Genomic DNA, 22,314 nt, shown 5'->3' on the forward strand with positions numbered 1-22,314 from the left:
GGGAGATAGGACCAGGGCTGCGCCGAGACAAGGCAGTCCTGGTTGGTCTTGTCCGGGCGGCTCAGCCGAGGACCCATTCCACGGCGAAGTCCGGGCCCCCCTGCTCCGCCCTGGCCCTGGCCAGAACTTCGGGACGCTCATCGCCTGACCACAGTCCCAGCAGCTCGCCCACCAACCACTGCGACAACGAACGGGCCACCCGCTGAACACCGTCGCGTGGGACGCCGGACAGGGAGCGGTGTGACTCCGTCAAGCCACGCGCCAGCCGTGCCGGCACCATCCAGCATTCTGCCCGGGGAAACGGAGGCGTCAGGAACAGGCAGAACGCCGCATCGGTCCGCAGCAACAGCGCGTCCAGGTGCTCGCGCCCGAGCCGGAACGCTGGCAGCCACTGCCCTTCCCCTCGCTGCTCCAGCTTCACCACCTGCACGAAGGCCACCCGCTCCGTACGGATGAAGCCGTCCACGTTCACCTTGAGAATGAAGGCCACTTCCACGCCCGGCGGGCGCGGCACGGAGGGCGGCGTCGCCTCCCACGCAGCTCGGACCGCTCCACGCGGCGCTGCAATGGCAGGCGTCTTCACCTCGACGTGCTCGCTTTGAGGTGACGTCATGGCACCGACGGAGGCGGCCGCCCCTTCGCCGCCGACTACGGCTGGGACGGCGGCATCCAGCGTCGTCGCGGGAGCTGTTGCCAGGTCCGAAACCGTGATGGGAGGGACCTCCAACTCCGGCACGCTCGGGACAACAGCCCCAGCGTCCGCCTCCGCGAGGGACGGAGGAACGGCGTCCTCAATGGCTACCACTTCCCCATCCGGTGCCTGCCGTATCCGCCGCACCGTGAATCCCAGCTCCAGCGGAGCTGGCTGCCCCTGGGCCAACATCGCGGACAGGTCCGCCTTCACGCGCTCCAGCTCGACGCGCAGCCCCTCCAGCAAGCCAGCGACCAGCTCCTCCGTGTCCTCACGGAACCGCTCCGGGTAGCGCGAGGCGAACTCCGCTTCCACCCGCGACACGGCCCCGAACAACAGCTCCTCCAAATCCCTGTCGCGCAGCCACGTCCGCCCACCGAGCGGCACGGCTCGCGTGACATGCAGATGCCGCAGCGCCTCCGTCAGCGTGGCCGGCCCAGAGCCTCCCGAGGACTCCGCGGAAGGCGCCGCCCCACCCTTCCCGCTCCCCTGCAACCACGCCTGCAACGTGCGCACGCGGAACCGCACGCGAGCCGACGGATGCTCCTTCAGCTTCCGCACCAGCCGCCGGTCCGTCTCCGTGCGCACCAGCGCCAGCACCGTGAGCTCCGCCTCGGACGACGCCGCATCCGGCGCGCACCACAGGAAGAACTCAATCGCCGCCTTGCGCAGCACCGGCTTGCGGCCCATGCGCGCGGCCACCTCCTGCCGCCACGCCGCCAGCTCATCCATTCCGGGCCGCACACCGCCCGCGCCGAAGCGAGGCCACAGCTCCGCGCACTCCTCCGCCAGCCAGCCCAGGTGGTCGAACTCCGAGGCCCACGGCTTCAGCTTCACGCGCACGCGGCTCCGGCGCTCGAAGGCATCCGGCAGCCCTCGGCGCACCGCCGCGCGGAACAACCGTTCCTCCAACCACAGCAGCGCCAGCACCAGGCCGGGCTCACCCTTGCGCAGCGTGGCGTGGCAGTGGTCGAGCACGAAGCGCACGGGCTCCAGGTTCGCCGCGGACTCGAAGTCTCCGCCCACCAGCGCGCCCAGGGCTCCGCGCAGGCCATCCACCGGCGGCGCATCGAAGCGTGCCAGCAGCTCGCAGAGGTTCTCCACCACCTCCGGCGGCCCGCCGACCTCCAGCGTCCGCGACAGCAGCAGCCCCGCGCGCGCGCACCAGTCCGGCTCCCTGCGCCCACTCGGGTAGCACGCCAGGAAGCCGCCCATTCCGCTGCGGCCCTCGGGTGACGTGGCCAGGGAGAACAGGCGCTCGGCCAGCACGTCCGAGGCCTCGCGCCACGGAATGCGGGCGGCCCGCGTGCGGATGAACTCCGCCAGTCGCGTCCGGCCCTCCTCGGGCGTCGTGGGCAGCAGCGCCCGCAATTGCTCCAGCAGGCCAATCGACTTCGCACCCGACCCAAGCACCTGCTTGAGGTCCACCTCCACCGACTGCTCGAAACGCAGCGCCCGCCCGTCGAACGTGCACGGCGTGTCACCGACCAGCGACAGCAGCGACTCCGGATGCCGCTTCAGGTAGCGCGTGAGCACGGTGGAAACGATGGCATCCGTCTCCTTCCGCACCCGCGTTGCGCCCTCGGAATCTCCCGCCTCCTGCAACGCCCCCAGCATCGACTCCTGCCGCCGCCGCAAGCGGGGTAGCAGGCCGGACGGTGGGGCCTCATAGGGCCACAGCAGTTCACCGCACGACGACAGCAGGAACAGCAACTCCGCGGGCGTCCGCTCACCGGCATCCAGCCACGCCCAGGCGGCGGACCCGGCCAGGGTGCGCTCCTCCAGCGAGGCCCCGCGCACCCACAACGCGAAGGACTCACGCCACTGCGCGGACGCGCCCAGGGCCTCCGAGGCCGGAGTTCCCGTCACCCTTTCGTAGAGCGGCCGGAGCGAATCCGGCCATTGGTTAATACCGGGCACCACAGCCGTCCAAACACCTACGCACCGGTATCAGCAAAAAAAGAGGAAGCGTCCGCATCTCCCATGCTCTCTTTCCAATTCTAAAGCCTGATCGTTTCGACTGCCTTGCGCTATGGATAGGTTGCCCGATAGGATATCACCGCATCACGCAATTCTTTCAGGGCATCGACAGCCTTCGAGTGGTCTCCCGTTGCATTGTCATACTCAACAATACGAATATTGTGAGCCCTCTGAATGGCAGCCGAGAGCGCTGGCGGACTTCCGGCAGGCATGAGCGCATAGTGGGAATGGGCACACGGAACGGCGATGTTTACATTCTCCAGAACCATCTGAATGTCTGGGTCTCTCAGTCCGCACCCGATAAACAGAATTGTATTCGTCAAGAACAGACTATCAAGCACAGAGTAAAAGCCCGGATGTTCCTTTCTGGCCTGAAAGTACTGGGACCGAGATAGAACGATCTGGATAGGCTGGGTTACGCACCCATGTGCTTTGATGACAAGTCGCGCCGTCGATCGAATTTCCTCAAGCACGTTGTCGTCATGATATCTGACAATGCTATACCCGCTTTGGGCGCCGCCTTTTTGGCAGAACTTGTCGTATATCTGATCGTAGTTCGTGGTTATGACAATTTTTGGATCCATCTCAAGGACAAGCTCATGAATCGGAGATGGTTGATAGTTTGGCAGCATGAATTTGTCGCGGAAGTATGTGCGAGCTTCCGGTGGGTCGACGTTGCTGAAAATCACCTCCGCAGCATCAAGGTACTCTTTGCGCTTCACCAAATCGTCAGCCACTGCTTTGTCGGAAGCGGTTTTGACGAATTGAAGGGAATCGTTAAGGAAGGTTGGCCAGTCGGGTGGACTTTTTCCTGCAGGATCCTTGCAGGCTGCGGATGCGCCGGCTCCTAGGAAAACAATGCATCTACGTTGAGCCAACTCAGGAACTAGCGAACTAGACCAAAGAGACATTGCACTTACTCCTTGGTCAGATTGTTGAGCAGAGTCTCGGATACAGACTGGAGGATCTCAGCATACTTTCCAGCCTGCTGGAAGTGAGAGCCCACCAATCCGTCCCCGGCCTTAAGTTCCATAATCGGAGCACTGACACTCTGGGCCAGTGGCACCAAACTGTACATATTTGGCACTTCGCCAAGGTTGGCGCTCTTTGTGGTGACTCCCGGCGCATAGAACGGCCTCAGATTCTCCCTAATCACATCCGGAAAGCTGTCAATTATTCGCTCGTATGCCTTTGTTGGCCGCCGAATCCCCTTCGAATACTTCGCAATGTATGATTGGATGGTATAGCCGGCGAAGCCGTGAGCCACTGACGGATCCTCACAGAGTTCGTATTTGTTAAACGCCGCCGGGGTGCTTCGTCTGCAGCTCGCAACCCCTCCCTTATAGACTTCCAACCAATCCTTGAGCCAATCGGCGATATTCTTAATTCCGACAATGCTAAAGATATCCGCCCCCATCGGGGCAACAAAGAAGTCGGAGCCAAGAAGTGCTGTTCTGTTTACCGCGCCAAGGCTGGGGCCTAGATCAAGGAAGATGTAGTCGTAGTCCTCCTTGAAGGCTGCCATCAATGTGAAGCACCAGTTCGTCTTGCGCAGCCCTCCAACGTCTCCGCCAACCGTATCCCTCCATGCTTGGCTAAGGCGATCCTCAATAATCGAAAGCCGAGGATGCCCCGGGATTATGTCGAAGCCGAATCGATTGTCCTCCCCCTTGATAGGGGTGATGTTCGTGTTCACTCCTGGATCACCCTCCTCGATTGGCTCAACGGCATCGAAAATGGTGTCAGGATTAGCGGTCTTGTTATTCGTCAAGTCCGACCAATAAAGCGATGCTACCTGATCCTCTCCTAGCACCAACAGCGTGGCATTGCACTGCGGGTCACAATCAACCAGCAATACCCGTAGCCCAAGGTGCTTGGCAAAGTTGGCTGCGACGTTGCATATCAGGGTTGTCTTCCCAACTCCGCCCTTGTTGTTGAAAAAACTCACAACCTTCATTGAAGCTCTCCACGGGTAAGAAAAGCACCTGACCCCGGAACTCTGAACTCGTTTCTGAGCTGATTGACGCCTTCTAATTAGCGTGTCAGCTAGTTTGCCGCTGAGTACCGCATAAGCCTAAACTCAAGTCCCATGTCGTGGAGTTAGCCGAACTCCATTTTGTCGCAGCAAGCATACCGCCTTTGATTCCTGTTACTACCCCTGCCTCAACCATCCCCACATAGGGACAGGGTGATGACCACCGACTTCGACGTGGGCGTGCGGCTCTTCTCCGCGAAGCTGTCCACGGGGACCAGCACGTTGGCCTCCGGGAAGTACGTGGCCGCACAGCGGCGGGGAATGTTGTACGGCACCACCCGGAACCGCAGCGCCACGCGCGTCTCGCCCTGGAAGTGACTGGTCAGGTCCACCACCTGCCCTTCCTTCAGGCCCTGCTCCTTGATGTCCGCCGGGTGCAGCAGCACCACGCGCCGCCCGTTGCGGATGCCCCGGTAGCGGTCATCCAGTCCGTACACCGTGGTGTTGAACTGGTCGTGGGTGCGAATCGTCATCATCAGCAACTGCCCGGGCAACAGCTCCAGCTTCGGCAACGCATGCACCGTGAAGTGCGCCTTGCCGCTCGCCGTGGTGAACCGTCCCTCGCGGGGGCCGTTGGGCAGGGAGAAGCCCGCGGGCTCCCGCACGCGCCGGTTGAAGTCCTCGAAGCCGGGGATGACGCGGGAGATGAGCTCGCGCACGCGGTCATAGTCCTCCGCCAGCCACGACCACCGCACCGCCGAGCGCCCCCCGAGCACCGCCGCCGCCAGCCTCGCGACGATGGCGGGCTCGCTGAGCAGGTGCTCCGACGCCGGGGCCACCGCGCCGCGCGACGCGGTGACGACGCCCATGGAGTTCTCCACCGTGACGAACTGCTCGCCACCCGCCTGCACGTCGCGCTCGGTGCGGCCCAGGCACGGGAGGATGAGCGCCCGCCGCCCATGGACCAGGTGCGCGCGGTTGAGCTTGGTGGACACGTGCACGGTGAGCCGCGTGCGGCGCAGCGCCTCGGCGGTGAACTCCGTGTCCGGTGTCGCGGAGAGGAAGTTGCCGCCCAGCGCGAAGAACACCTTCACCCGCCCGTCGTGCATCGCGCGGAGGGTGTCCACCGTGTCCATGCCATGGTGGCGCGGGGGCTCGAAGCCGAACTCCCGCGACAGCGCGTCGAGGAACGCGGCCTTCGGCCGCTCCCAGATGCCCATGGTGCGGTCGCCCTGCACGTTGCTGTGGCCTCGCACCGGGCACAGCCCCGCGCCGGGCCTGCCGATGCTCCCGCGCAGCAGCGCCAGGTTGACGACCTCCTGGATGTTGGCCACCGCGTTCTTGTGCTGCGTGAGCCCCATGGCCCAGCAGTAGATGGTGCGCTCCGAGCGCGCGAGGACCTCCGCCGCCGCGACAATCTGCTCGCGCGGCACCCCGCTCCCCTCCACCACGTCCTCCCACTTCACCGCGCGCAGCCCGGCCGCCCACGCGTCGAACCCGAGCGTCTTCTCCTCGATGAACGCCCGCGCCACCACCGTGCCCGGCTTCGCGTCCTCCATCTCCAGCAGCGCCTTGCCCAGTCCCTGCAACAGGGCCACGTCGCCGTTGATGCGCACCTGGAGGAACAGGGTGTTGAGCGCCGTGCCGGGGCCGAAGAGGTGCAGCACCTCCTGCGGGTGCTTGAAGCGGTTGAGCCCTGTCTCCGGCAGCGGATTGATGCTGACGATTTCACAGCCCCGGCGCGCGGCGGCCTGGAGCGACGACAGCATGCGCGGGTGGTTGGTGCCCGGATTCTGGCCGATGACGAAGATGGCGTCGGCCTGGTCGAAGTCCTCCAGCGTGACGGTGCCCTTGCCGATGCCCACCGTCTCGTTGAGCGCCGTGCCGCTGGACTCGTGGCACATGTTGGAGCAGTCCGGCAGGTTGTTGGTGCCGAACTGCCGCACGAAGAGCTGGTAGAGGAACGCGGCCTCGTTGCTCGTGCGCCCCGACGTGTAGAAGCACGCCGCATCCGGAGTGCCGAGCGCGTTCAGCTCCTCGGCCACCAGCGCGAAGGCGTCGTCCCAGGAGATGGGCGTGTAGTGCGTGGCTCCCTCGCGCAGCACCATGGGGTGCGTGAGGCGTCCCTGCTTGCCCAGCCAGTGGTCCGTCTGCTGGGACAGCGCGGCCACGCTCCACTGCTGGAAGAAGCCCGGCGTCACGCGCGCCGTCGTCCCCTCCTCGGCCACCGCCTTCGCGCCGTTCTCACAGAACTCGGCCACGGAGCGGTGCGCCGGGTCCGGCCACGCGCAGCCCGGGCAGTCGAAGCCGTGCTGCTGGTTCACCTTGAGCAGCAGCTTCGTGCCCCGCACCGGGCCCATCTCGCCCCAGGCGTGCTTCATCGTGGACACCACGGCGGGAATACCGCCGGCCACCTCGGACATCGGGCCCACGCGGGGAGGATGCGGCTCCTCGGGCGGCTGGGCGCTCGGCGGCACGGGGGCGAGTGTCGCGCCCGTGGCCTCTCGCGGCTCCTGCTCGTTCCGATGTCCGTCGGCCATGTCACGCCCTCCCAGGCGCCCGACGGCCGGCTGCCCGGCCGTGGCGCGCGCGAGTCTACCCCTCCCGGGCTTGAACGAGTGCATGAGGCATCACCCTCCCCTGGACTCCGGGCCCATACCCGGGGTGCGGCCCGCGACAGGCGTCCCATCGGCGGTTCCGGGGGCGCCGGGAGCCTGGTCTCCAGGGTGTGCCTCCCGCCATTCCCAGAGGGCTCCAGCGCGCCGCGGCGAGGTGCATGCCTGTCGGGGCTGCGGGCATGGCAGGGGCGCATTGCCGGGACCACTCAGGGTCAAAAACGTCTGGAGTCGAAGCCAAGGCGAACGCGACACGTAAGGAGGCGACGCGATGAACGGCAGGCGTGACGATGACCGCGGGCGGCGGCCGGGGGACAGGGAGCTGCGCAGGGGGCAGGCGGAGGAGTACCAGGCAGGCCGGCGCGGAGAATATGACAGAGACCGCCAGCGGGACTGGGACGAGCACGGCTACGAGCGCGGCCCCGAGCGGATGGGCGTGAGCGAGCGCGATGTGCGGAGCATGGCGGAGAACGTACGCCGCAGCTTCCGCCGCGACGCCTCCGACGAGGACGAGACCGACTCCGTGCACCCGAACCGTGACTTCGAATGGGACCGGGACTTCCGCACCCTGGAGGGTGACAGGGAGCGGCGCGACTACGAGCAGGACCGCGACTTCGGCCGCGCGGCCCGCGAGCTGGACCGTGCGCGGGAGTATGGCCAGGACTTCAACCGAGACCGCGAGCTGGACCGCCGCGCACGTGACTTCGACCCCGAGCGCATCGCCCGCCGTCCCGGGTACAGCCCGAGCGGCAACTTCAGGGCCCTCCAGGACGAGGACCGCGAGCGGCCGCGCCGCCAGGGAGACCGTCCCCGGCCCCCGAGCATGCAAGGCGACACGGACCGCTCGGGCTACGGCCAGTACGGCGGATTGGGCGAGGAGGTCCGCTACGGCGGCGACGTGGGGCGGCGCGGTCAGGACCGCGGTCGCTACGGCCAGGGCACGCGCGGCCCCGGCATGGACGACCTCCGCGACACACGGCGTCCTGCCGGGCGCGACCTCGGCTACGGCGAGCGCGGCGTGCGGCGCGGCACCGACCGCGTGGCCGAGGAGGACACCTACTTCGGCGGCACCGAGCCCGGAGGCCATGGCCCGGGCGTGGAGAACATGGCCCCGCCCAGCGTGGGCTACGGAACCAGCCCGTCACGCCGGGATGACCACGAGATGGGCCATGGCGGCTACATGGGCGGCGCGGCGCGCTCCGCCACGTCGAACCGGCGGGACGTCTCCACGCGCCCCACGGCGACAGGCCGGGGCCCCCGGAGCTACCAGCGCGGGGACGACCGCATCCGCGCGGACCTCTGTGACACGCTGATGCAGGGGTGGATGAACGCCGAGGACGTGGACGTGAAGGTGAAGGACGGCCTGGTGACGCTGTCCGGCACGGTGCGCAGCCGCGACGAGAAGCGCGCCATCGAGGACCTGGCCGAGGAGGTGCTCGGCGTGAAGGAGGTCGTCAACAACATCCGCCTCAACCGGGCCGAGGGCGCCGTGCACCGGCAGGCCTCGCAGGAGCCCATCCAGCAGCCCGGAGCCGACACGGGCGACGACCGCGGGCTGCACTCCTGAGGTGACGCACCGCGCGCCGTCCCGGGGGGACGCCCCTCCCGGGACGGGGTGGTTCCGAGTGGGGGACGACATCCTGCGACGGGGGCTCACCGCGCTGTGCCCCCGCCGCGCGGGTTCGGGTAGTGTGCCGGGCCTTCCGTTTTCCGCCTCACCAGGAGCCTGTTCATGTCCCGCGTCATCCGTGCCGCCCGTGGTTCCACCCTCTCGTGCAAGGGCTGGGTGCAGGAGGCGGCGCTCCGGATGTTGATGAACAACCTCGACCCGGACGTCGCCGAGAATCCCGAGGACCTCGTCGTCTATGGCGGCACCGGCAAGGCCGCCCGCGACTGGCCTTCGTTCGACCGCATCGTCTCCAGCCTCCAGAGCCTCGGGGAAGAGGAGACGCTGCTCGTCCAGTCCGGCAAGCCGGTGGGCATCTTCCGGACGCACCCGGACGCGCCCCGCGTGCTCATCGCCAACTCCAACCTCGTGGGCCGCTGGGCCAACTGGGAGCACTTCCACGAGCTGGAGAAGAAGGGCCTGATGATGTACGGCCAGATGACCGCGGGCTCGTGGATCTACATCGGCACGCAGGGCATCCTCCAGGGCACCTACGAGACGTTCGCCGCCGCCGGCCGCTTCCACTTCGGCAGCGAGGACCTGGCCGGCCGCCTCGTGCTCTCCGGTGGCCTGGGCGGCATGGGCGGCGCGCAGCCGCTGGCCGCCACCATGAACAACGCCGTGTTCCTCGGCGTGGAAATCGACCGTACCCGCGCGCAGCGCCGCGTGGAGACGCGCTACCTGGACGTCATCGCCAAGGACCTGGACGAGGCGCTCGCGCTGGTGAAGGACGCCCAGCAGAAGCGCATCGGCCGCTCCATCGCCGTCATCGGCAACGCGGCCTCCATCTTCCGCGAGCTGTACCGCCGCGGAATCAAGCCCGACCTCGTCACCGACCAGACGAGCGCGCATGACCCGCTCAACGGCTACATCCCCACGGACCTGTCCCTGGAAGCGGCCGCCGAGCTGCGCAAGAGAGACCCGGAGGGCTACGTCCGCCGCGCCCGCGAGTCGATGATCATGCACGTGGAGGCGATGAACGACTTCCAGCGCGCCGGCAGCCACGTGTTCGACTACGGCAACAACCTGCGCGGCCAGGCGCAGCTGGGCGGCATGGAGAACGCCTTCGAGTTCCCCGGCTTCGTCCCCGCGTACATCCGCCCGCTGTTCTGCGAGGGCATGGGCCCGTTCCGCTGGGTGGCGCTCTCCGGAGACCCGGAGGACATCCGCCGCACGGACCGCGTGGTGCGCGAGCTGTTCCCCCAGAAGGCCTCGCTCCAGCGCTGGCTGGACATGGCCGGCGAGCGCATCGCCTTCCAGGGCCTGCCGGCGCGCATCTGCTGGCTCGGCTACGGCGAGCGCGCGAAGGCGGGCCTCGCCTTCAACGAGCTGGTGCGCAAGGGCGAGGTGAAGGCCCCCATCGTCATCGGACGAGACCACCTGGACTGCGGCTCGGTGGCGTCGCCCAACCGCGAGACGGAGGCGATGAAGGACGGCACGGACGCGGTGGCGGACTGGCCCATCCTCAATGCGCTGGTGAACGCCGTGAATGGCGCCTCGTGGGTGTCCTTCCACCATGGCGGCGGCGTGGGCATGGGCTACTCGCTGCACGCCGGACAGGTCATCGTCGCGGACGGCACGCCCGAGGCCGCGCGCCGCATCGAGCGCGTGCTGACGAGCGACCCCGGCATGGGGGTGCTGCGCCACGCGGACGCGGGCTACCCGGAGGCCATCGAGGTGGCGAAAGAGCGCGGCGTGAAGATTCCCGGCATCACCACCTGAGCCGCCCGGAGCCCGCCATGCACCGCACGCGCTCGAGGTCCCTCCTCCTGCTGCTGGCCACCGCGCTCGGTGCGCTGGCGGGGTGTGCCCCCACGGCCATGGGCCCCATGGTGATGCGCCTGGGGCCCGGTTCGCCGGACAAGAACCTCGCCCAGCTGGGGGTGCGCACCGGCCCCCGGCTGAGCGCGCCCACCGCCGGCTCGCAGCCGTTCATCAGCCAATCGGACCGCTTCCACGGGGACGACGCCAGCTTCTCCACCCAGCAGTGGGGCATGGCGCTGGATGCGGCGGTGACGTGGCCCCTGTCGGAGCGGCTGCAGCTGCACACCGGCCTCCAGGGCGAGTTCTTCCTGCCGCTGCCCATTCCCGGCTACGGGCTATACGCGGGGGCCTCGTACTACGTGGGCTCGGAGCAGCTGGGCCTGGGCCCCGCGGTGGCGCTGCGCGGGGCCTCGGACTTCGGGCTCAACACCCGGGGAGGCCCCGGGAGCATGTTCGGCGCGGAGGCGTCGTGCGCCTTCACGATGCAGCCGGAGAAGGGCGTGTCGCTGGGGCTGGTGCCCTTCTTCTCGTGGCACGCGCTGTCCTCGCACGGGCAGACGGACACGGCCGTGTATTACGGCGGCGTGGTGGCGGCGCGCTTCACCTGGGGCTGGCTGGACAACGTGGAGCTGTCCGGCGGCTTCGGCCGGGCGAAGATTCACAAGGGGGCGAGCTGGAACGTCCCCATCCTGGGCGTGCGCGGAGGTCGCTGACACATGGGTCCGTTGGAGCTGCTGGTCCGCAACACCTCCGAGGTGCTCACGCTGGAGGGCACCCACCGCGAGAAGGCCGAGACGGCCCTCACCCCTCGCCCCCACGCCTGCGTGGGCCTGCGCGCGGGCCGCGTCGCATACGTGGGGCCGGAGTCCGGGCTGCCCGAGGGCGCGGTGGACGGCGGCACGGAAGTCGTCGACGCCCGCGGCGGCTTCGTGGGCCCCGGCTTCGTGGACCCGCACACGCACCTCGTCTTCGCCGGCGAGCGCTCCGCGGAGTTCGACCTGCGCAACCAGGGCGCCACGTACCTGGAAATCGCCAAGGCGGGCGGCGGCATCGTCAGCACGGTGCGCGCCACGCGCGCCGCCAGCGAGGACGAGTTGGTGAAGCTCGCCCTGCCCCGCCTCCACCGGCTGATGGCGCATGGCGTGACGGTGGCGGAGGTGAAGAGCGGCTACGGGTTGGATTTGGAGAACGAGCTGAAGATGCTGCGCGTGGTGCGCCGGCTGGCGGGGCTGACGCCGGTGGAGTTGGTGCCCACGCTGCTGTGCGCGCATGCGATTCCGGAGGAGTACCGCGGGCGGCGCGAGGACTACGTCCGGCTGTGCATCGACGAAATCATCCCCGCCGTGGCGCGCGAGGGCCTGGCGCGCTTCTGCGACGTCTTCGCGGAGGAGAGCGCCTTCACCGTGGACGAGGCCCGCCGCATCCTCACCGCCGCCCGCGCGCTGGGCATGGTGCCCCGCCTCCACGCGGACCAGCTCACCGCCTGCGGCGCCTCGGAGCTCGCGGCGGAACTTGGAGCCGCAACGGCCGACCACCTGGAGCAGGTGACGGACTCGGGCCTGCGCGCGCTCGCGGAGGCCAACGTCAGCGCCGTACTCGTCCCCACCTCCACGCTGTTCCTGCGCATGCGCCCCTATGCCCCCGGGCGCAGGTTGCGTGACGCGGGTATCAACGTTGCTTTGGGTTCAAACGTGAATCCTGGCTCGGCCATGAGTGAAAACGTGGCCTTGGTGCTGGGCCTGGCGTGTCTGGAGAACGGGCTCACCGCCGCGGAGGCGTACTGGGCGGCCACCCGCGGAGCCGCGCATTCCTTGGGGCTTCAATCACATGGACGGCTGGCAGTCGGAGACCCAGGCGACCTGGTGGTCTTCAACTGTGCCTCGTACCGGCATCTGCCCTACCATCTAGGGGTAGGTCACGCGCGTGTGGTGGTGAAAACCGGGCGTGTCGTCGTCCGGCAGGAGATGAATTCCTGCGCGTGAATTGACGTCGCTCTGACAGGCGGCGTATTCCGGTGCGACACGAGAACTTCTCGTCGGGGCCGGGCTGTATAAATACCTGCCGCTTGCCATGTGCCGACTCTTTGGATTCCGTTCATCGACGCCCGCTGCCGTTCACCCCGCTCTGGTGACGGAGAAGAACTCGCTGCTCATCCAGTCGCGCGAGCACAAGGATGGGTGGGGCATCGCCGCCTACGGCGCGGAGCCGCTGCCGCTGGTGGCCCACGGTGTGGGGCCCGCACACAGCGACCCTGACTTCGAGCGGGTGAGCAGCCGTGTGTCCTCGCACACGGTGGTGGCGCACATCCGCCTCGCGTCGGTGGGCGCGGTGGAGTTGCGCAACTCGCACCCCTTCCACCATGGCCGCTGGTCCTTCGGTCACAACGGAACGCTGCGCGAGTTCGCGAAGCACCGGGCCGCCGTGGAAGCGCTCATCAGCCCGGCCTTCCGCGCCCACATCAAGGGGACGACGGACAGCGAGCGCTGCTTCTACCTCTTCCTCACCCGCCTGGCGGCCAGGCACACGCTCGAGCACCCGGTCCCCGTGGAGGCCGTGGCCCGCGCGGTGGCGGAGACGATGTCGCTGGTGGCGGCTCTTACCGACAGGCCCGGCGTGGAGGGTGGGCCCTCGGCGATGAACTTCCTCGTCACCAATGGCGAGGTGATGGTGGCCTCGCGCCGCAACCGCACGCTCCTCGTGTCCACGGGGCCGACGTGCGGGGGGACGGCGGCGCTGCCGAAGCCAGGCACGCAGGTGCCGCAGTTCATCGTCGCCAGCGAGTCGCTGTGCGGCGGGCCGTACTGGGCGCACGTGGAGGAGGATGACGTCATCGGCGTGGACGCACGCCTCGTCTTCCACCGCTGGCGCGTGCAGGAACTGGCCGGGGGCGACTTGTTCCCGCCCGTGAATCCGGGAGCCCCGCTCAACGCGGCGTGAGCTCGCGCGCGGAAGCTCGCCGCGCGCTGGAGCACACCCTCGTCATCGCCGTCGAGCTCGACGGCGAAGCAGTCGTTGACCACGACGCTGCGCGGGTGAAGGGCCTCGTGAGCCGGTGGCACCGCCCGTGGACTGCCCGCCCGGCGTTGCGCCGGGACGGTGTCACCGCGCTGTCTGTGAATGGATGTGAATCGAAGCCATCGTCCGGCCTCCGCGTGCGCCGCGTTGCAGGTCCGTGACAGAGGTTTTCAGGAACCGAGTCTTCGGTTTTCTCTAATCACTTTCGCTTGGAATTCATTTAACCGCAGCTACCTTGTGGCCTCGAAAATCTGCCTTCCCCCACGCGCCGAGGACCTCCAGGCCCTGGAGGTACCGGCCCTCGTGGAGAAAGACACTCCATGGCTCACACGCTGCTCGGGCCCCAGCCGTCTGGCGCCCTCCCGATGACGAATGGCGACACCGAAGTGACGGTGACCGGGCCCCGCGTGCCCGAGCCGCAGGTGCCCACGCCCGACGGCTTCTCCCTGGAGTCGCTGCTCCCCGTCCTGGTGATGCTGGGCGAGCCCGCGGGAGTCACGGTGGATGCCCAGGCCCTCCATCGCTGGAGCCATGCCCGGACGCAGAGGCCCCCGGGGGATTGGCCGGAGCGCCTGGAGTCCGCCTGCGCGGCGGTAGGCCTCCACGGGGTGAGGCAGCGCGCGCCGGTGAAGGAGGTGCTCGCCGGGGGCGTCGCGCTACCCGCCGCCGTCCTCGGCCCGGAAGGCTGGTGCGTCGTCACCGCGCGCCGGCTCGGGCAGGTTCACGCCCAGGTGCCCGGGAAGGCCGGGCATCCGCCGGGCTGGCTGGACGCGTCGGCGCTGATGGCCATGGTGGGCGCGGAGGACGCGACCCTGCCGCTGGACTGGGTGACGGCGGTGCCTGTCGCGCCGCTGGAGCGGCTGGGCAGCGGTGGACATGACGGCCATCAGGGCCACTCCACGCCCATGCAGCGCCTGCGCTCACTGCTGTGGCTGGAGCGTGACGACCTGAAGGTGGTGCTCGTCTACGCCGTCGCCGCGGGCCTGCTGTCGCTGGCCACGCCCGTCGCCGTGCAGGCCCTGGTGAACACGGTGACGTTCGGCACCCTGCTGCAGCCGCTGCTGGTGCTCTCCATCCTGGTGATGGCGGCGCTGGCCTTCGCGGCCGTGCTGCGGGCGCTCAACACCCACGTGGTGGAGGTCATCCAGCAGCGCATGTTCGTGCGGGTGGCGCTGGACGCCTCGCACCGCATCCCCCGGGTGCGCCAGGAGACCTTCGACCGCACCTACGGCCCGGAGCTCGTCAACCGCTTCTTCGACGTGCTCACCCTCCAGAAGACGTTCTCCGTGTTCCTGCTGGAGGGCGTCAGCCTGGTGCTCCAGGCCCTCATCGGGATGATGGTGCTGGCCTTCTACCACCCGATGCTGCTCGCCTTCGACGTGCTGCTCGTCGCGACCACGGCCTTCATCGTCCTCGTCCTCGGCCAGCGCGGCACGCAGACGGCCATCGAGGAGTCGAAGGCGAAGTATGCGGTGGCCGCTTGGCTGGAGGAGCTTGCCCGGCATCCGCTCGCCTTCCGCTCGCGGGAGGGCGCCGCGCATGCCGAGCAGCAGGCGGACGTCCTCACCCGGGGCTACCTGGGGGCGCGGCGGCGGCACTTCAGCGTCGTCTTCCGGCAGGTGGTGGGTTCGCTCGGCCTGCAGGTGGTGGCGAGCGCGCTGCTGCTGGGCCTGGGAGGTTGGCTCGTCATCCAGCGGCAGCTCACCCTGGGCCAGCTCGTGGCGGCCGAGCTCATCGTCACCGCGGTACTCGCCTCGTTCATCAAGTTCGGCAAGCACGTGGAGAGCTTCTATGACCTGCAGGCCGCCATGGACAAGCTCGGGCACCTGGTGGACCTGCCCCTGGAGGAGGACGGCGCCCACCGCGAGCCGCTGCCGCGCGGGCCCGGCGGGCTGCCGGTGCGGCTTCGCGACGTCCACTTCGCTCACGGCGACGGACGTCCTGCGCTGCGGGGCCTGAACCTGGACCTGCCCGAGGGGGCGAAGGTGGCCCTCATCGCCGACAGCGGCGGTGGCAAGAGCACCCTGGCGGACCTGCTCTTCGGGCTGCGCACCCCCACCGGAGGCCGGGTGGAGGTGGGCGGAGTGGACACGCGCCGCGTGTCGCTGGCCGCGCTGCGCTCCCAGGTCGCGCTGGTGCGCGGCGTGGAGGTGCTGGAGGGCTCGGTGCTGGACAACGTGCGCGTGGGGCGCTCCTCGGTGGGGCCGGCCGAGGCGCGCCAGGCGCTCGCCGCGGTGGACCTGCTGGAGCCCGTCCTGGCGATGCCCCAGGGGCTCGACACCCCGCTGGGCCCCGGCGGCGCGCCCCTGTCGAGCGGACAGCTCGGGCGGTTGATGGTGGCGCGCGCGCTCGCGGGCGCCCCCCGGCTCATCGTCCTGGACGAGATGCTCGAGGGGCTGGGCTCGCGCGGCCGTCAGGCCGTGTTGGACACGCTGCTGGCGCCCGAGGCGCCCTGGACGCTGGTGGTGCTGTCCAGTGAGGAGGACGAGTCCGTGCGGCGCCTCTCCCGGCGCCACACGCTGTCGGAGCTGATGACGGGCGTGGCCCCGGAGGAGCGTTGAACATGGCAACCCATCCCCAGACTTCGTCCTTCGTCGGCGAGCGCGCCGAGCGCGCCGCCTTCACCCTGGTGCGGGCCCCCCGGTGGGCACATGTGCTGGCGCGCGTGCTGGTGGCCCTGGTGGCCGCCGTCCTCCTGCTCGCGCTGTCGCCGTGGCAGCAGACGTCCCTGGGCGCCGGCCGCGTGGTGGCCTTCGCGCCGGTGGAGCGCCAGCAGTTCGTGGAGGCCCCCATCGAAGGCCGCGTCGAGCACTGGGAGGTGCGAGAGGGCAGTCGCGTGAAGAAGGGAGACCTGCTCGCGCGGCTGTCCGACAACGACCCGCAGCTGCTGGAGCGCCTGCAACTGGAGCGCGAGGCGATTGTCCGCCGCATGGAGGCGGCGCAGACACGCGCGGAGGCGCTGGAGGCCCGCATCGAGCAGCTCTCCAGCTCGCGCACCCAGGCCTCCTCGGCGGCCGGGGCGCGCGTGGCCATGGCCGGAGACCGGGTGGCCGCGGCCGAGCGCGCGCTGGAGGCGACCGAGGCGGCGCACCACACGGCGAAGCTCAACCAGGAGCGCCAGCAGCGGCTGGTGGCCGGTGGGCTCACCTCCACGCGCGCCGTGGAGCTCGCGGAGCTGGAGACCGTGCGCGCCGCCACCGAGGTCGAGCGCGCCCGGGCCGCGCTGAGCGCGGCGCGCAGCGAGCAGGCCGCGTTGCGGGCCGACCAGGGCCGGGTGGGCAACGACGTCAGCGCATCGGTGGAGGACGCCCGCGCCTCGCGCGCGTCCGCCCTGGCGGAGGTGGCCGCCAACCAGGCGGAGCTGGCCCGGATGGACGTGCGCCTCGCGCGCCAGCACACCCAGCAGGTGCGGGCGCCCATGGATGCCACCGTGCTGCGGCTGGTGGGCGGGCTGGGCGGGGAGATATTGAAGGCAGGGGACCCGCTGGCGGTGCTCGTACCGGACACCGAGTCGCGCGCGGTGGAGCTCTGGGTGGAGGGCAACGACGTGCCCCTGCTGTCGGAGGACCGGCACGTGCGCCTCCAGTTCGAGGGATGGCCGGCGGTGCAGTTCAGCGGCTGGCCGGCGGTGGCGGTGGGCACCTTCGGAGGCCGGGTGGCGCTCATCGACTCCGCCGACGACGGCAAGGGGAGGTTCCGCGTCCTCGTCATCCCCGACCCGGAGGACGCGCCGTGGCCGTCGGCCGCCTACCTGCGCCAGGGCGTGCGCGTCAACGGCTGGGTGTTCCTCGACAGCGTGACGCTCGGCTACGAATTGTGGCGCCGCTTCAACGGCTTCCCGCCGGTGGTGGACAGCGCGGAGCCGGCGCCGGTGAAGAAGGAGGACAAGGGATGAGGCGGGTGGAGCTGTGCACCCTGCTGCTGGCGGGCCTGCTGGCCTCTCCGGGGCTGGCGCGGGCGGAGGCAGCGGTTGCGGCGGAGAGGGCGCCATTGTCACTGGAGGAAGTGCTTGGCGCGGTGGAGCGTCACTACCCCGTCCTCGAGGCGGCGCGACAGGACGCGGCGGCGGCCGACGCGGAGCTGCTGGCGGCCCAGGGCGGGTTCGACCCGCGAGTGCGGGCTCGGGCGGTGAGCACACCCCTGGGCGGCTACCCGTACACGCGCCTGGATGGAGTCGTGGAGCAGCCCACCCCCTGGTGGGGAGCGAACCTCTTCGCCGGCTGGCGCTACGGGGGCGGAGAGTTTCCCACCTATGCGGAGCAGTACGAGACGAACGCGCTGGGCGAGGTGCGCGCCGGGGTGAGCGTGCCGCTCTGGCGCGACGGCCCCATCGACCGGCGCAGGGCCACCCTCGCCCGGGCGGAGCTGGGCACCGGCGCCGCCGCGCATGCGGTGACGCAGACGCGGCTGGAGTCCGCGCGCGCCGCCACGTGGCGCTACTGGGACTGGGTGGCGGCCGGCCGCAGGTATGCCATCGCCGTGGAGCTGCGGCGGATGGCGCGCAGCCGGGATGACCAGCTCGCGGAGCGGGTGCGCAGCGGTGACCTGGCGGCCTTCGAGCAGGTGGACAATCAACGGGCGCTGGTGCAGCGAGAGGGCCACGTGGTGTCCGCCGGGCGGCTGCTCCAGCAGAGCGCCATCGAGCTGTCCCTCTTCCTGCGGGACGCGGAGGGCCGGCCCGTGCTGCCGGAGCCAGAGTGGCTGCCGGGAGGCTTCCCGGAGCCCGTGTCCGCCGAGCAGGCGGTGGGGCCGGTGGAGCTGGAGCGCGTGCTCGCGCGCCGGCCGGACGTGCTGCGGCTGGAGGCCTCGAGGCGGCAGCAGCAGGTGGAGCACCGGCTCGCCCGCAACCAACGCGCGGCGGGAGTGGACGTGAGCGTGGCGGCCTCGAAGGACCTGGGCGCGGGCAGCGCGAAGCGGGACAAGCCCGAGCTGGAGCTGGGGCTTTTGGTCGACCTCCCCACCCTCAACCGCGGAGCCAACGGCCGGGAGCGCCAGGCCGCGGCCGTGCTGGCCCGGCTGGAGACCCAGCTCCGGCTTCAGAAGGACCGGGCTGGAGCAGAGGTGCGGGACGCCCTCTCCGCCCTGGACGCGGCCCGTGAGCGGGTGGAGGTGGCGCGGCGGGAGCTGCGGCTGGCGCGGGAACTCGAGCGGTCCGAGCGGGCCCGTTTCGAGCTGGGCGAGAGCTCGCTGCTCTTCGTCAACCTGCGCGAGCAGGCCGCCGCCGAGGCCGCCGTGCGTGAGGTCGACGCGCTCAACGACTACCACAAGGCGGAGGCGAGCCTGCGCGCCGCGGCCGTCATCCCGGTGGCGGTCCCGGACACGGCGGCCAGCCCGCCGCGCCGGAGCGCCTCCGCGAGCGTGCGATGACCTGGGATGCCTCAGCTCAGCCAGGCGTCGAGCAACGCGGCCGGCCGCTCGCCGAAGGCCTCCGCCGTAAGCTCGCGCACGTCCCCGCCTCCGTGGCGCAGCGTCACGCGCAGGAACTCACGGGGCGCGGCGGCGGGAATCCGGTCCAGCCACTCCACCAGCGAGGCGCCGTCCCCGGTCTCCACCATGTCCAGGAAGCCGGTGGAGTACAGGTCGTCGTAGCTCGTCAGCCGGTACAGGTCCGCGTGGTACAGCGGAATCCTTCCCGAGTACGGATACACAATCGCGAACGTGGGGCTGGCCACCTCCGAGCGTGGCACCTCCGCCCCTTCCGCCACGCCGCGCACCAGGTGCGTCTTCCCCGCGCCCAGGTCGCCAATCAGCCCCACGAAGTCCCCCGGCCGCAGCAGCCCGCCCAGCCGCACGCCCAGGGCATGTGTCTCCTCGGGTGACGCCAGCCGCACCGTCCTGACGCGCGTCGCGGTGCTCATCGCCCCCACCGGGTCCACACCTCACAGAGCCCCTGCTCCACCAAATCACCTGCAATCAACCCGAGCTGTCCCCGCCGCGCCGCCGCCAGGTCTCCCGCGAGCCCGTGCGCATACACCGCCGTCCACACCGCATCCGGCACCGGGAAGCCCTGCGCGAGGAACGCACCGCACAGCCCCGACAGCACATCCCCGGAGCCCCCCGTGGCCATGCCCGGATTGCCCGTGGTGTTGATGAACACGCGCCCGTCCGAGTGCGCCGTGAGCGTCCGGTCCCCCTTCAGCACCACCGTCACCCCCAGCCCCGACGCCAGCTGCTTCACCACCTCCAGCCGGCGTGCCTGGACCTCCTTCGTCGGCTTCCCCGTCAGCCGCGCCATCTCCCCCGGGTGCGGCGTCAACACCACCGGCCCCTTCGCCCGCCGCAGCACGGACAAATCATCGGCCACCGCGTTGAGCGCATCCGCGTCCAGCACCGCGGGCAGCTCCAGCCGCGACAGCAGCTCGCCAATCAGCTTCCCCGTCTCCGGACCGCGTGGAATCCCGGGGCCGATGACGAGCGCATCCTTGCCCTCGGCCGCGGCCAGCAGCGAGTCCAGGTCCCCCATCCCCAGCGGCCCCGAGCCCTCCAGGGGCGTGCCCATGATTTCCGCCGAGTGCGACTGGATGGTGTCCAGCGCATCCCCGCGCGCCGCCACCGTGACGAGCCCCGCCCCCGAGCGCAGCGCCGACTTCGCCACCAGCGCCGCCGCGCCCGACTTGCCGCGGCTCCCCGCCACCGCGAGCACATGCCCGAACGTGCCCTTGTGCGAGTCCGCCTTGCGCACCGGCAGCGTGCCGCGCGCGTCCGCCTCCTCCACCACGCAGAGGCTCGGGCCGGACAGCTCCTTCGCCGCCTCGCCGCCCATGCCGATGTCCACGCGCTTCACCCGGCCGCACAGCGAGGCCCCGGGCTCCAGCACCTGCCCCGGCTTGAGGTAGCCGAAGGCCACCGTGACATCCGCCTCCACGCACGGCGAGAAGGCCTCGCCCGTGTCGCTCTGCAACCCCGAGGGCACGTCCGCCGCCACCACCTTCGCCCCCGCGTTCCACCAGCGGGAGATGGCGCCAATCGCCTCCGCGAACTCGCCCGCCGGCGCGCGGCTCAGCCCCGTGCCGAAGAGCGCGTCCACCACCACGTCCCCCAGCCCCAGCTCCGGCAACGAGGCCAGCGCTCGAGGCACCACGCCGAAGGCCTTCAGCGCCGCCAGGTTCCGCTTCGCCTCGGGCGTCAGCTTCGCCGCGTCGCCCACCAGCGCCACGGTGACGCGGGCGCCGCCCTCCTGGAGGAAGCGCGCCGCCACCAGCCCGTCGCCGCCGTTGTTCCCCGGGCCGCACAGCACCGTGAAGCGCCCGTCCGGGCCGGCCACGCTCCGGGCCACCTCCGCCAGTCCCCGCCCCGCGTTCTCCATCAGCAGCGCGGAGGGCATCCCGTGGCGCGCTTCGGCGCCCTGCTCGGCTTCACGCATCTGGGCTGCGGTGAGGACGCGCAACATGGCTCACTGTCCTTTCTTCTGGAGCACCACCGTGGCCGCGGCCACGCCGGCGTCATGCGACAGCGCGAGGAAGGCCTCCAGCCCCCGCGCCTCCATCACCTCGAGCGCCACGCCGGAGAGGGCGAAGTACGGCGGCCCGCCGTCCCTTCGCACCTCCATGTCCTTCCACCGGATGCCCGGAGGCGCGCCCAGCGCCTTCACCAGCGCTTCCTTCGCGGCCCACCGCGCCGCGTACGCGCTGGCCGCGTCGTGCCGCCCGCCGCACAGCGCCCGCTCGGCCTGCGTGTACACGCGGTTCAGGAAGGCCTCGGCGCGCGGGCCCTCCATGATGCGCTGAATCCGGGAGATGGAGCAGATGTCGAGGCCGAGGCCGACGATTCCCATGCCGCGCTACCCCGGGTTGCGCATCAGGTCCAACATCTCCCGCACCGCCCGCTCGAAGCCCACCAGCACCGCGCGCCCGACAATCGCGTGGCCGATGTTCAGCTCGTCGATTTCGGCGATGCGGGCAATGGCCTGCACGTTGTCGTAGTTGAGCCCGTGGCCCGCGGCCACGCCCATGCCCAGCTTCGTGCCCGCCTTGGCCGCGTCGACGATTCGCGCCAGCTCCCGCGCGCGCTCCTTCTCGTTGCGCGCCTCGCAGTAGCGGCCCGTGTGCAGCTCGATGCGGTCCGCGTTCACCTTGTGCGACGCGCGCACCTGGTCCAGGTCCGGGTCGATGAACAGCGAGACGGCAATCTCGCCGTCCTTGAGGTTCTTGATGATTTTCGCGACGTGCTCGCGCTGGCCCGCCACCTCGAGGCCGCCCTCGGTGGTGAGCTCCTCGCGCCGCTCGGGCACCAGCGTCACCACGTCCGGCTTGTGCTCGTAGGCGATCTTCACCATCTCCGCGGTGGCCGCCATCTCGAGGTTGAGCAGCGTCTGCACCGTCTCGCGGAGGATGCGCAAGTCCCGGTCCTGGATGTGACGCCGGTCCTCGCGCAGGTGGATGGTGATCTGCTGCGCGCCGGCCAGCTCGGCCATGGCCGCCGCCGTCACCGGATCCGGGTACGTGGTACGCCGCGCCTGACGCAGCGTCGCCACGTGGTCCACGTTGACACCCAGTCGCTGTCCCATCGACCGCACCTCGCTTGGCGCGCGGGCACGGGATTGTCGATGGCCCCGGTACGCGCCGGCCCTTCATTTCGCGGCCGGCGTCCCGAAGTCAACCGCTCAGAA

General features: G+C 69.9%; 16 protein-coding genes. 8 read left to right on the plus strand and 8 right to left on the minus strand.

The window, feature by feature from the left end; translation table 11 throughout:
* Positions 1–61: 61 nt before the first annotated feature.
* The 4 genes from ACX9TP_RS28730 to ACX9TP_RS28745 all read right to left on the minus strand — a co-directional run bounded on the left by ACX9TP_RS28730 (position 62) and on the right by ACX9TP_RS28745 (position 7,186).
* A complete protein-coding gene (locus tag ACX9TP_RS28730) occupies positions 62–2,560 on the minus strand; it encodes a hypothetical protein (RefSeq protein ID WP_482973826.1) in 2,499 nt (832 codons plus the stop codon).
* A gap of 161 nt (positions 2,561–2,721) precedes the next feature.
* Positions 2,722–3,582: an SIR2 family protein gene (locus ACX9TP_RS28735; RefSeq protein ID WP_482973827.1), complete on the minus strand. Its 861-nt coding sequence runs from the start codon at positions 3,580–3,582 to the stop codon at positions 2,722–2,724.
* 5 nt (positions 3,583–3,587) lie between these two features.
* On the minus strand, positions 3,588–4,628 hold the full coding sequence (locus tag ACX9TP_RS28740; protein ID WP_482973828.1) for a ParA family protein: 1,041 nt from the start codon (positions 4,626–4,628) through the stop codon (positions 3,588–3,590).
* Positions 4,629–4,834: 206 nt separating this feature from the next.
* A complete protein-coding gene (locus ACX9TP_RS28745; RefSeq protein ID WP_482973829.1) occupies positions 4,835–7,186 on the minus strand; it encodes an FdhF/YdeP family oxidoreductase in 2,352 nt (783 codons plus the stop codon).
* A 346-nt stretch (positions 7,187–7,532) separates the two neighbouring features.
* Between ACX9TP_RS28745 and ACX9TP_RS28750 the strand changes: the two genes are divergently transcribed.
* From ACX9TP_RS28750 to ACX9TP_RS28785, 8 genes are all read left to right on the plus strand, one after another.
* Positions 7,533–8,828, plus strand: a complete 1,296-nt coding sequence (locus ACX9TP_RS28750) for a BON domain-containing protein (protein ID WP_482973830.1) — start codon at positions 7,533–7,535, stop codon at positions 8,826–8,828.
* Between the two features lie 165 nt (positions 8,829–8,993).
* Positions 8,994–10,649 (plus strand): urocanate hydratase, encoded by a 1,656-nt coding sequence (gene hutU / locus ACX9TP_RS28755; RefSeq protein WP_482973831.1) that lies wholly within the window; start codon positions 8,994–8,996, stop codon positions 10,647–10,649.
* A gap of 17 nt (positions 10,650–10,666) precedes the next feature.
* Positions 10,667–11,404, plus strand: coding sequence for a hypothetical protein (locus tag ACX9TP_RS28760; RefSeq protein ID WP_482973832.1), 738 nt, complete (start codon positions 10,667–10,669; stop codon positions 11,402–11,404).
* Between the two features lie 3 nt (positions 11,405–11,407).
* Positions 11,408–12,673 carry an imidazolonepropionase gene (gene hutI / locus ACX9TP_RS28765; RefSeq protein WP_482973833.1) on the plus strand — a complete coding sequence of 422 codons (1,266 nt, stop codon included), beginning with the start codon at positions 11,408–11,410 and terminating at the stop codon, positions 12,671–12,673.
* Between the two features lie 88 nt (positions 12,674–12,761).
* On the plus strand, positions 12,762–13,628 hold the full coding sequence (locus tag ACX9TP_RS28770) for a class II glutamine amidotransferase (protein ID WP_482973834.1): 867 nt from the start codon (positions 12,762–12,764) through the stop codon (positions 13,626–13,628).
* Positions 13,629–14,026: 398 nt separating this feature from the next.
* Positions 14,027–16,267 carry a peptidase domain-containing ABC transporter gene (locus ACX9TP_RS28775; protein ID WP_482973835.1) on the plus strand — a complete coding sequence of 747 codons (2,241 nt, stop codon included), beginning with the start codon at positions 14,027–14,029 and terminating at the stop codon, positions 16,265–16,267.
* 2 nt (positions 16,268–16,269) lie between these two features.
* Positions 16,270–17,601, plus strand: coding sequence for an HlyD family secretion protein (locus ACX9TP_RS28780; RefSeq protein WP_482973836.1), 1,332 nt, complete (start codon positions 16,270–16,272; stop codon positions 17,599–17,601).
* A complete protein-coding gene (locus ACX9TP_RS28785; protein ID WP_482973837.1) occupies positions 17,598–19,073 on the plus strand; it encodes a TolC family protein in 1,476 nt (491 codons plus the stop codon). Before ACX9TP_RS28780 ends, ACX9TP_RS28785 begins: the two co-directional genes overlap by 4 nt.
* A gap of 11 nt (positions 19,074–19,084) precedes the next feature.
* Here the strand turns inward: ACX9TP_RS28785 and tsaE are convergent, their stop codons facing one another.
* From tsaE to ACX9TP_RS28805, 4 genes are read right to left on the minus strand one after another with little or no spacing between them, the layout of a single operon-like run.
* Complete coding sequence (tsaE, locus tag ACX9TP_RS28790) at positions 19,085–19,564, minus strand: tRNA (adenosine(37)-N6)-threonylcarbamoyltransferase complex ATPase subunit type 1 TsaE (protein WP_482973838.1); 480 nt, start codon at positions 19,562–19,564, stop codon at positions 19,085–19,087.
* A complete protein-coding gene (locus ACX9TP_RS28795) occupies positions 19,561–21,096 on the minus strand; it encodes an NAD(P)H-hydrate dehydratase (protein ID WP_482973839.1) in 1,536 nt (511 codons plus the stop codon). Before ACX9TP_RS28795 ends, tsaE begins: the two co-directional genes overlap by 4 nt.
* 3 nt (positions 21,097–21,099) lie before the next feature.
* Positions 21,100–21,480 carry a holo-ACP synthase gene (locus ACX9TP_RS28800; RefSeq protein ID WP_482973840.1) on the minus strand — a complete coding sequence of 127 codons (381 nt, stop codon included), beginning with the start codon at positions 21,478–21,480 and terminating at the stop codon, positions 21,100–21,102.
* 6 nt (positions 21,481–21,486) lie between these two features.
* Positions 21,487–22,212 (minus strand): pyridoxine 5'-phosphate synthase, encoded by a 726-nt coding sequence (locus ACX9TP_RS28805; protein ID WP_482973841.1) that lies wholly within the window; start codon positions 22,210–22,212, stop codon positions 21,487–21,489.
* Positions 22,213–22,314 lie beyond the last annotated feature (102 nt).

The organism is Pyxidicoccus sp. M15 (assembly GCF_056858435.1).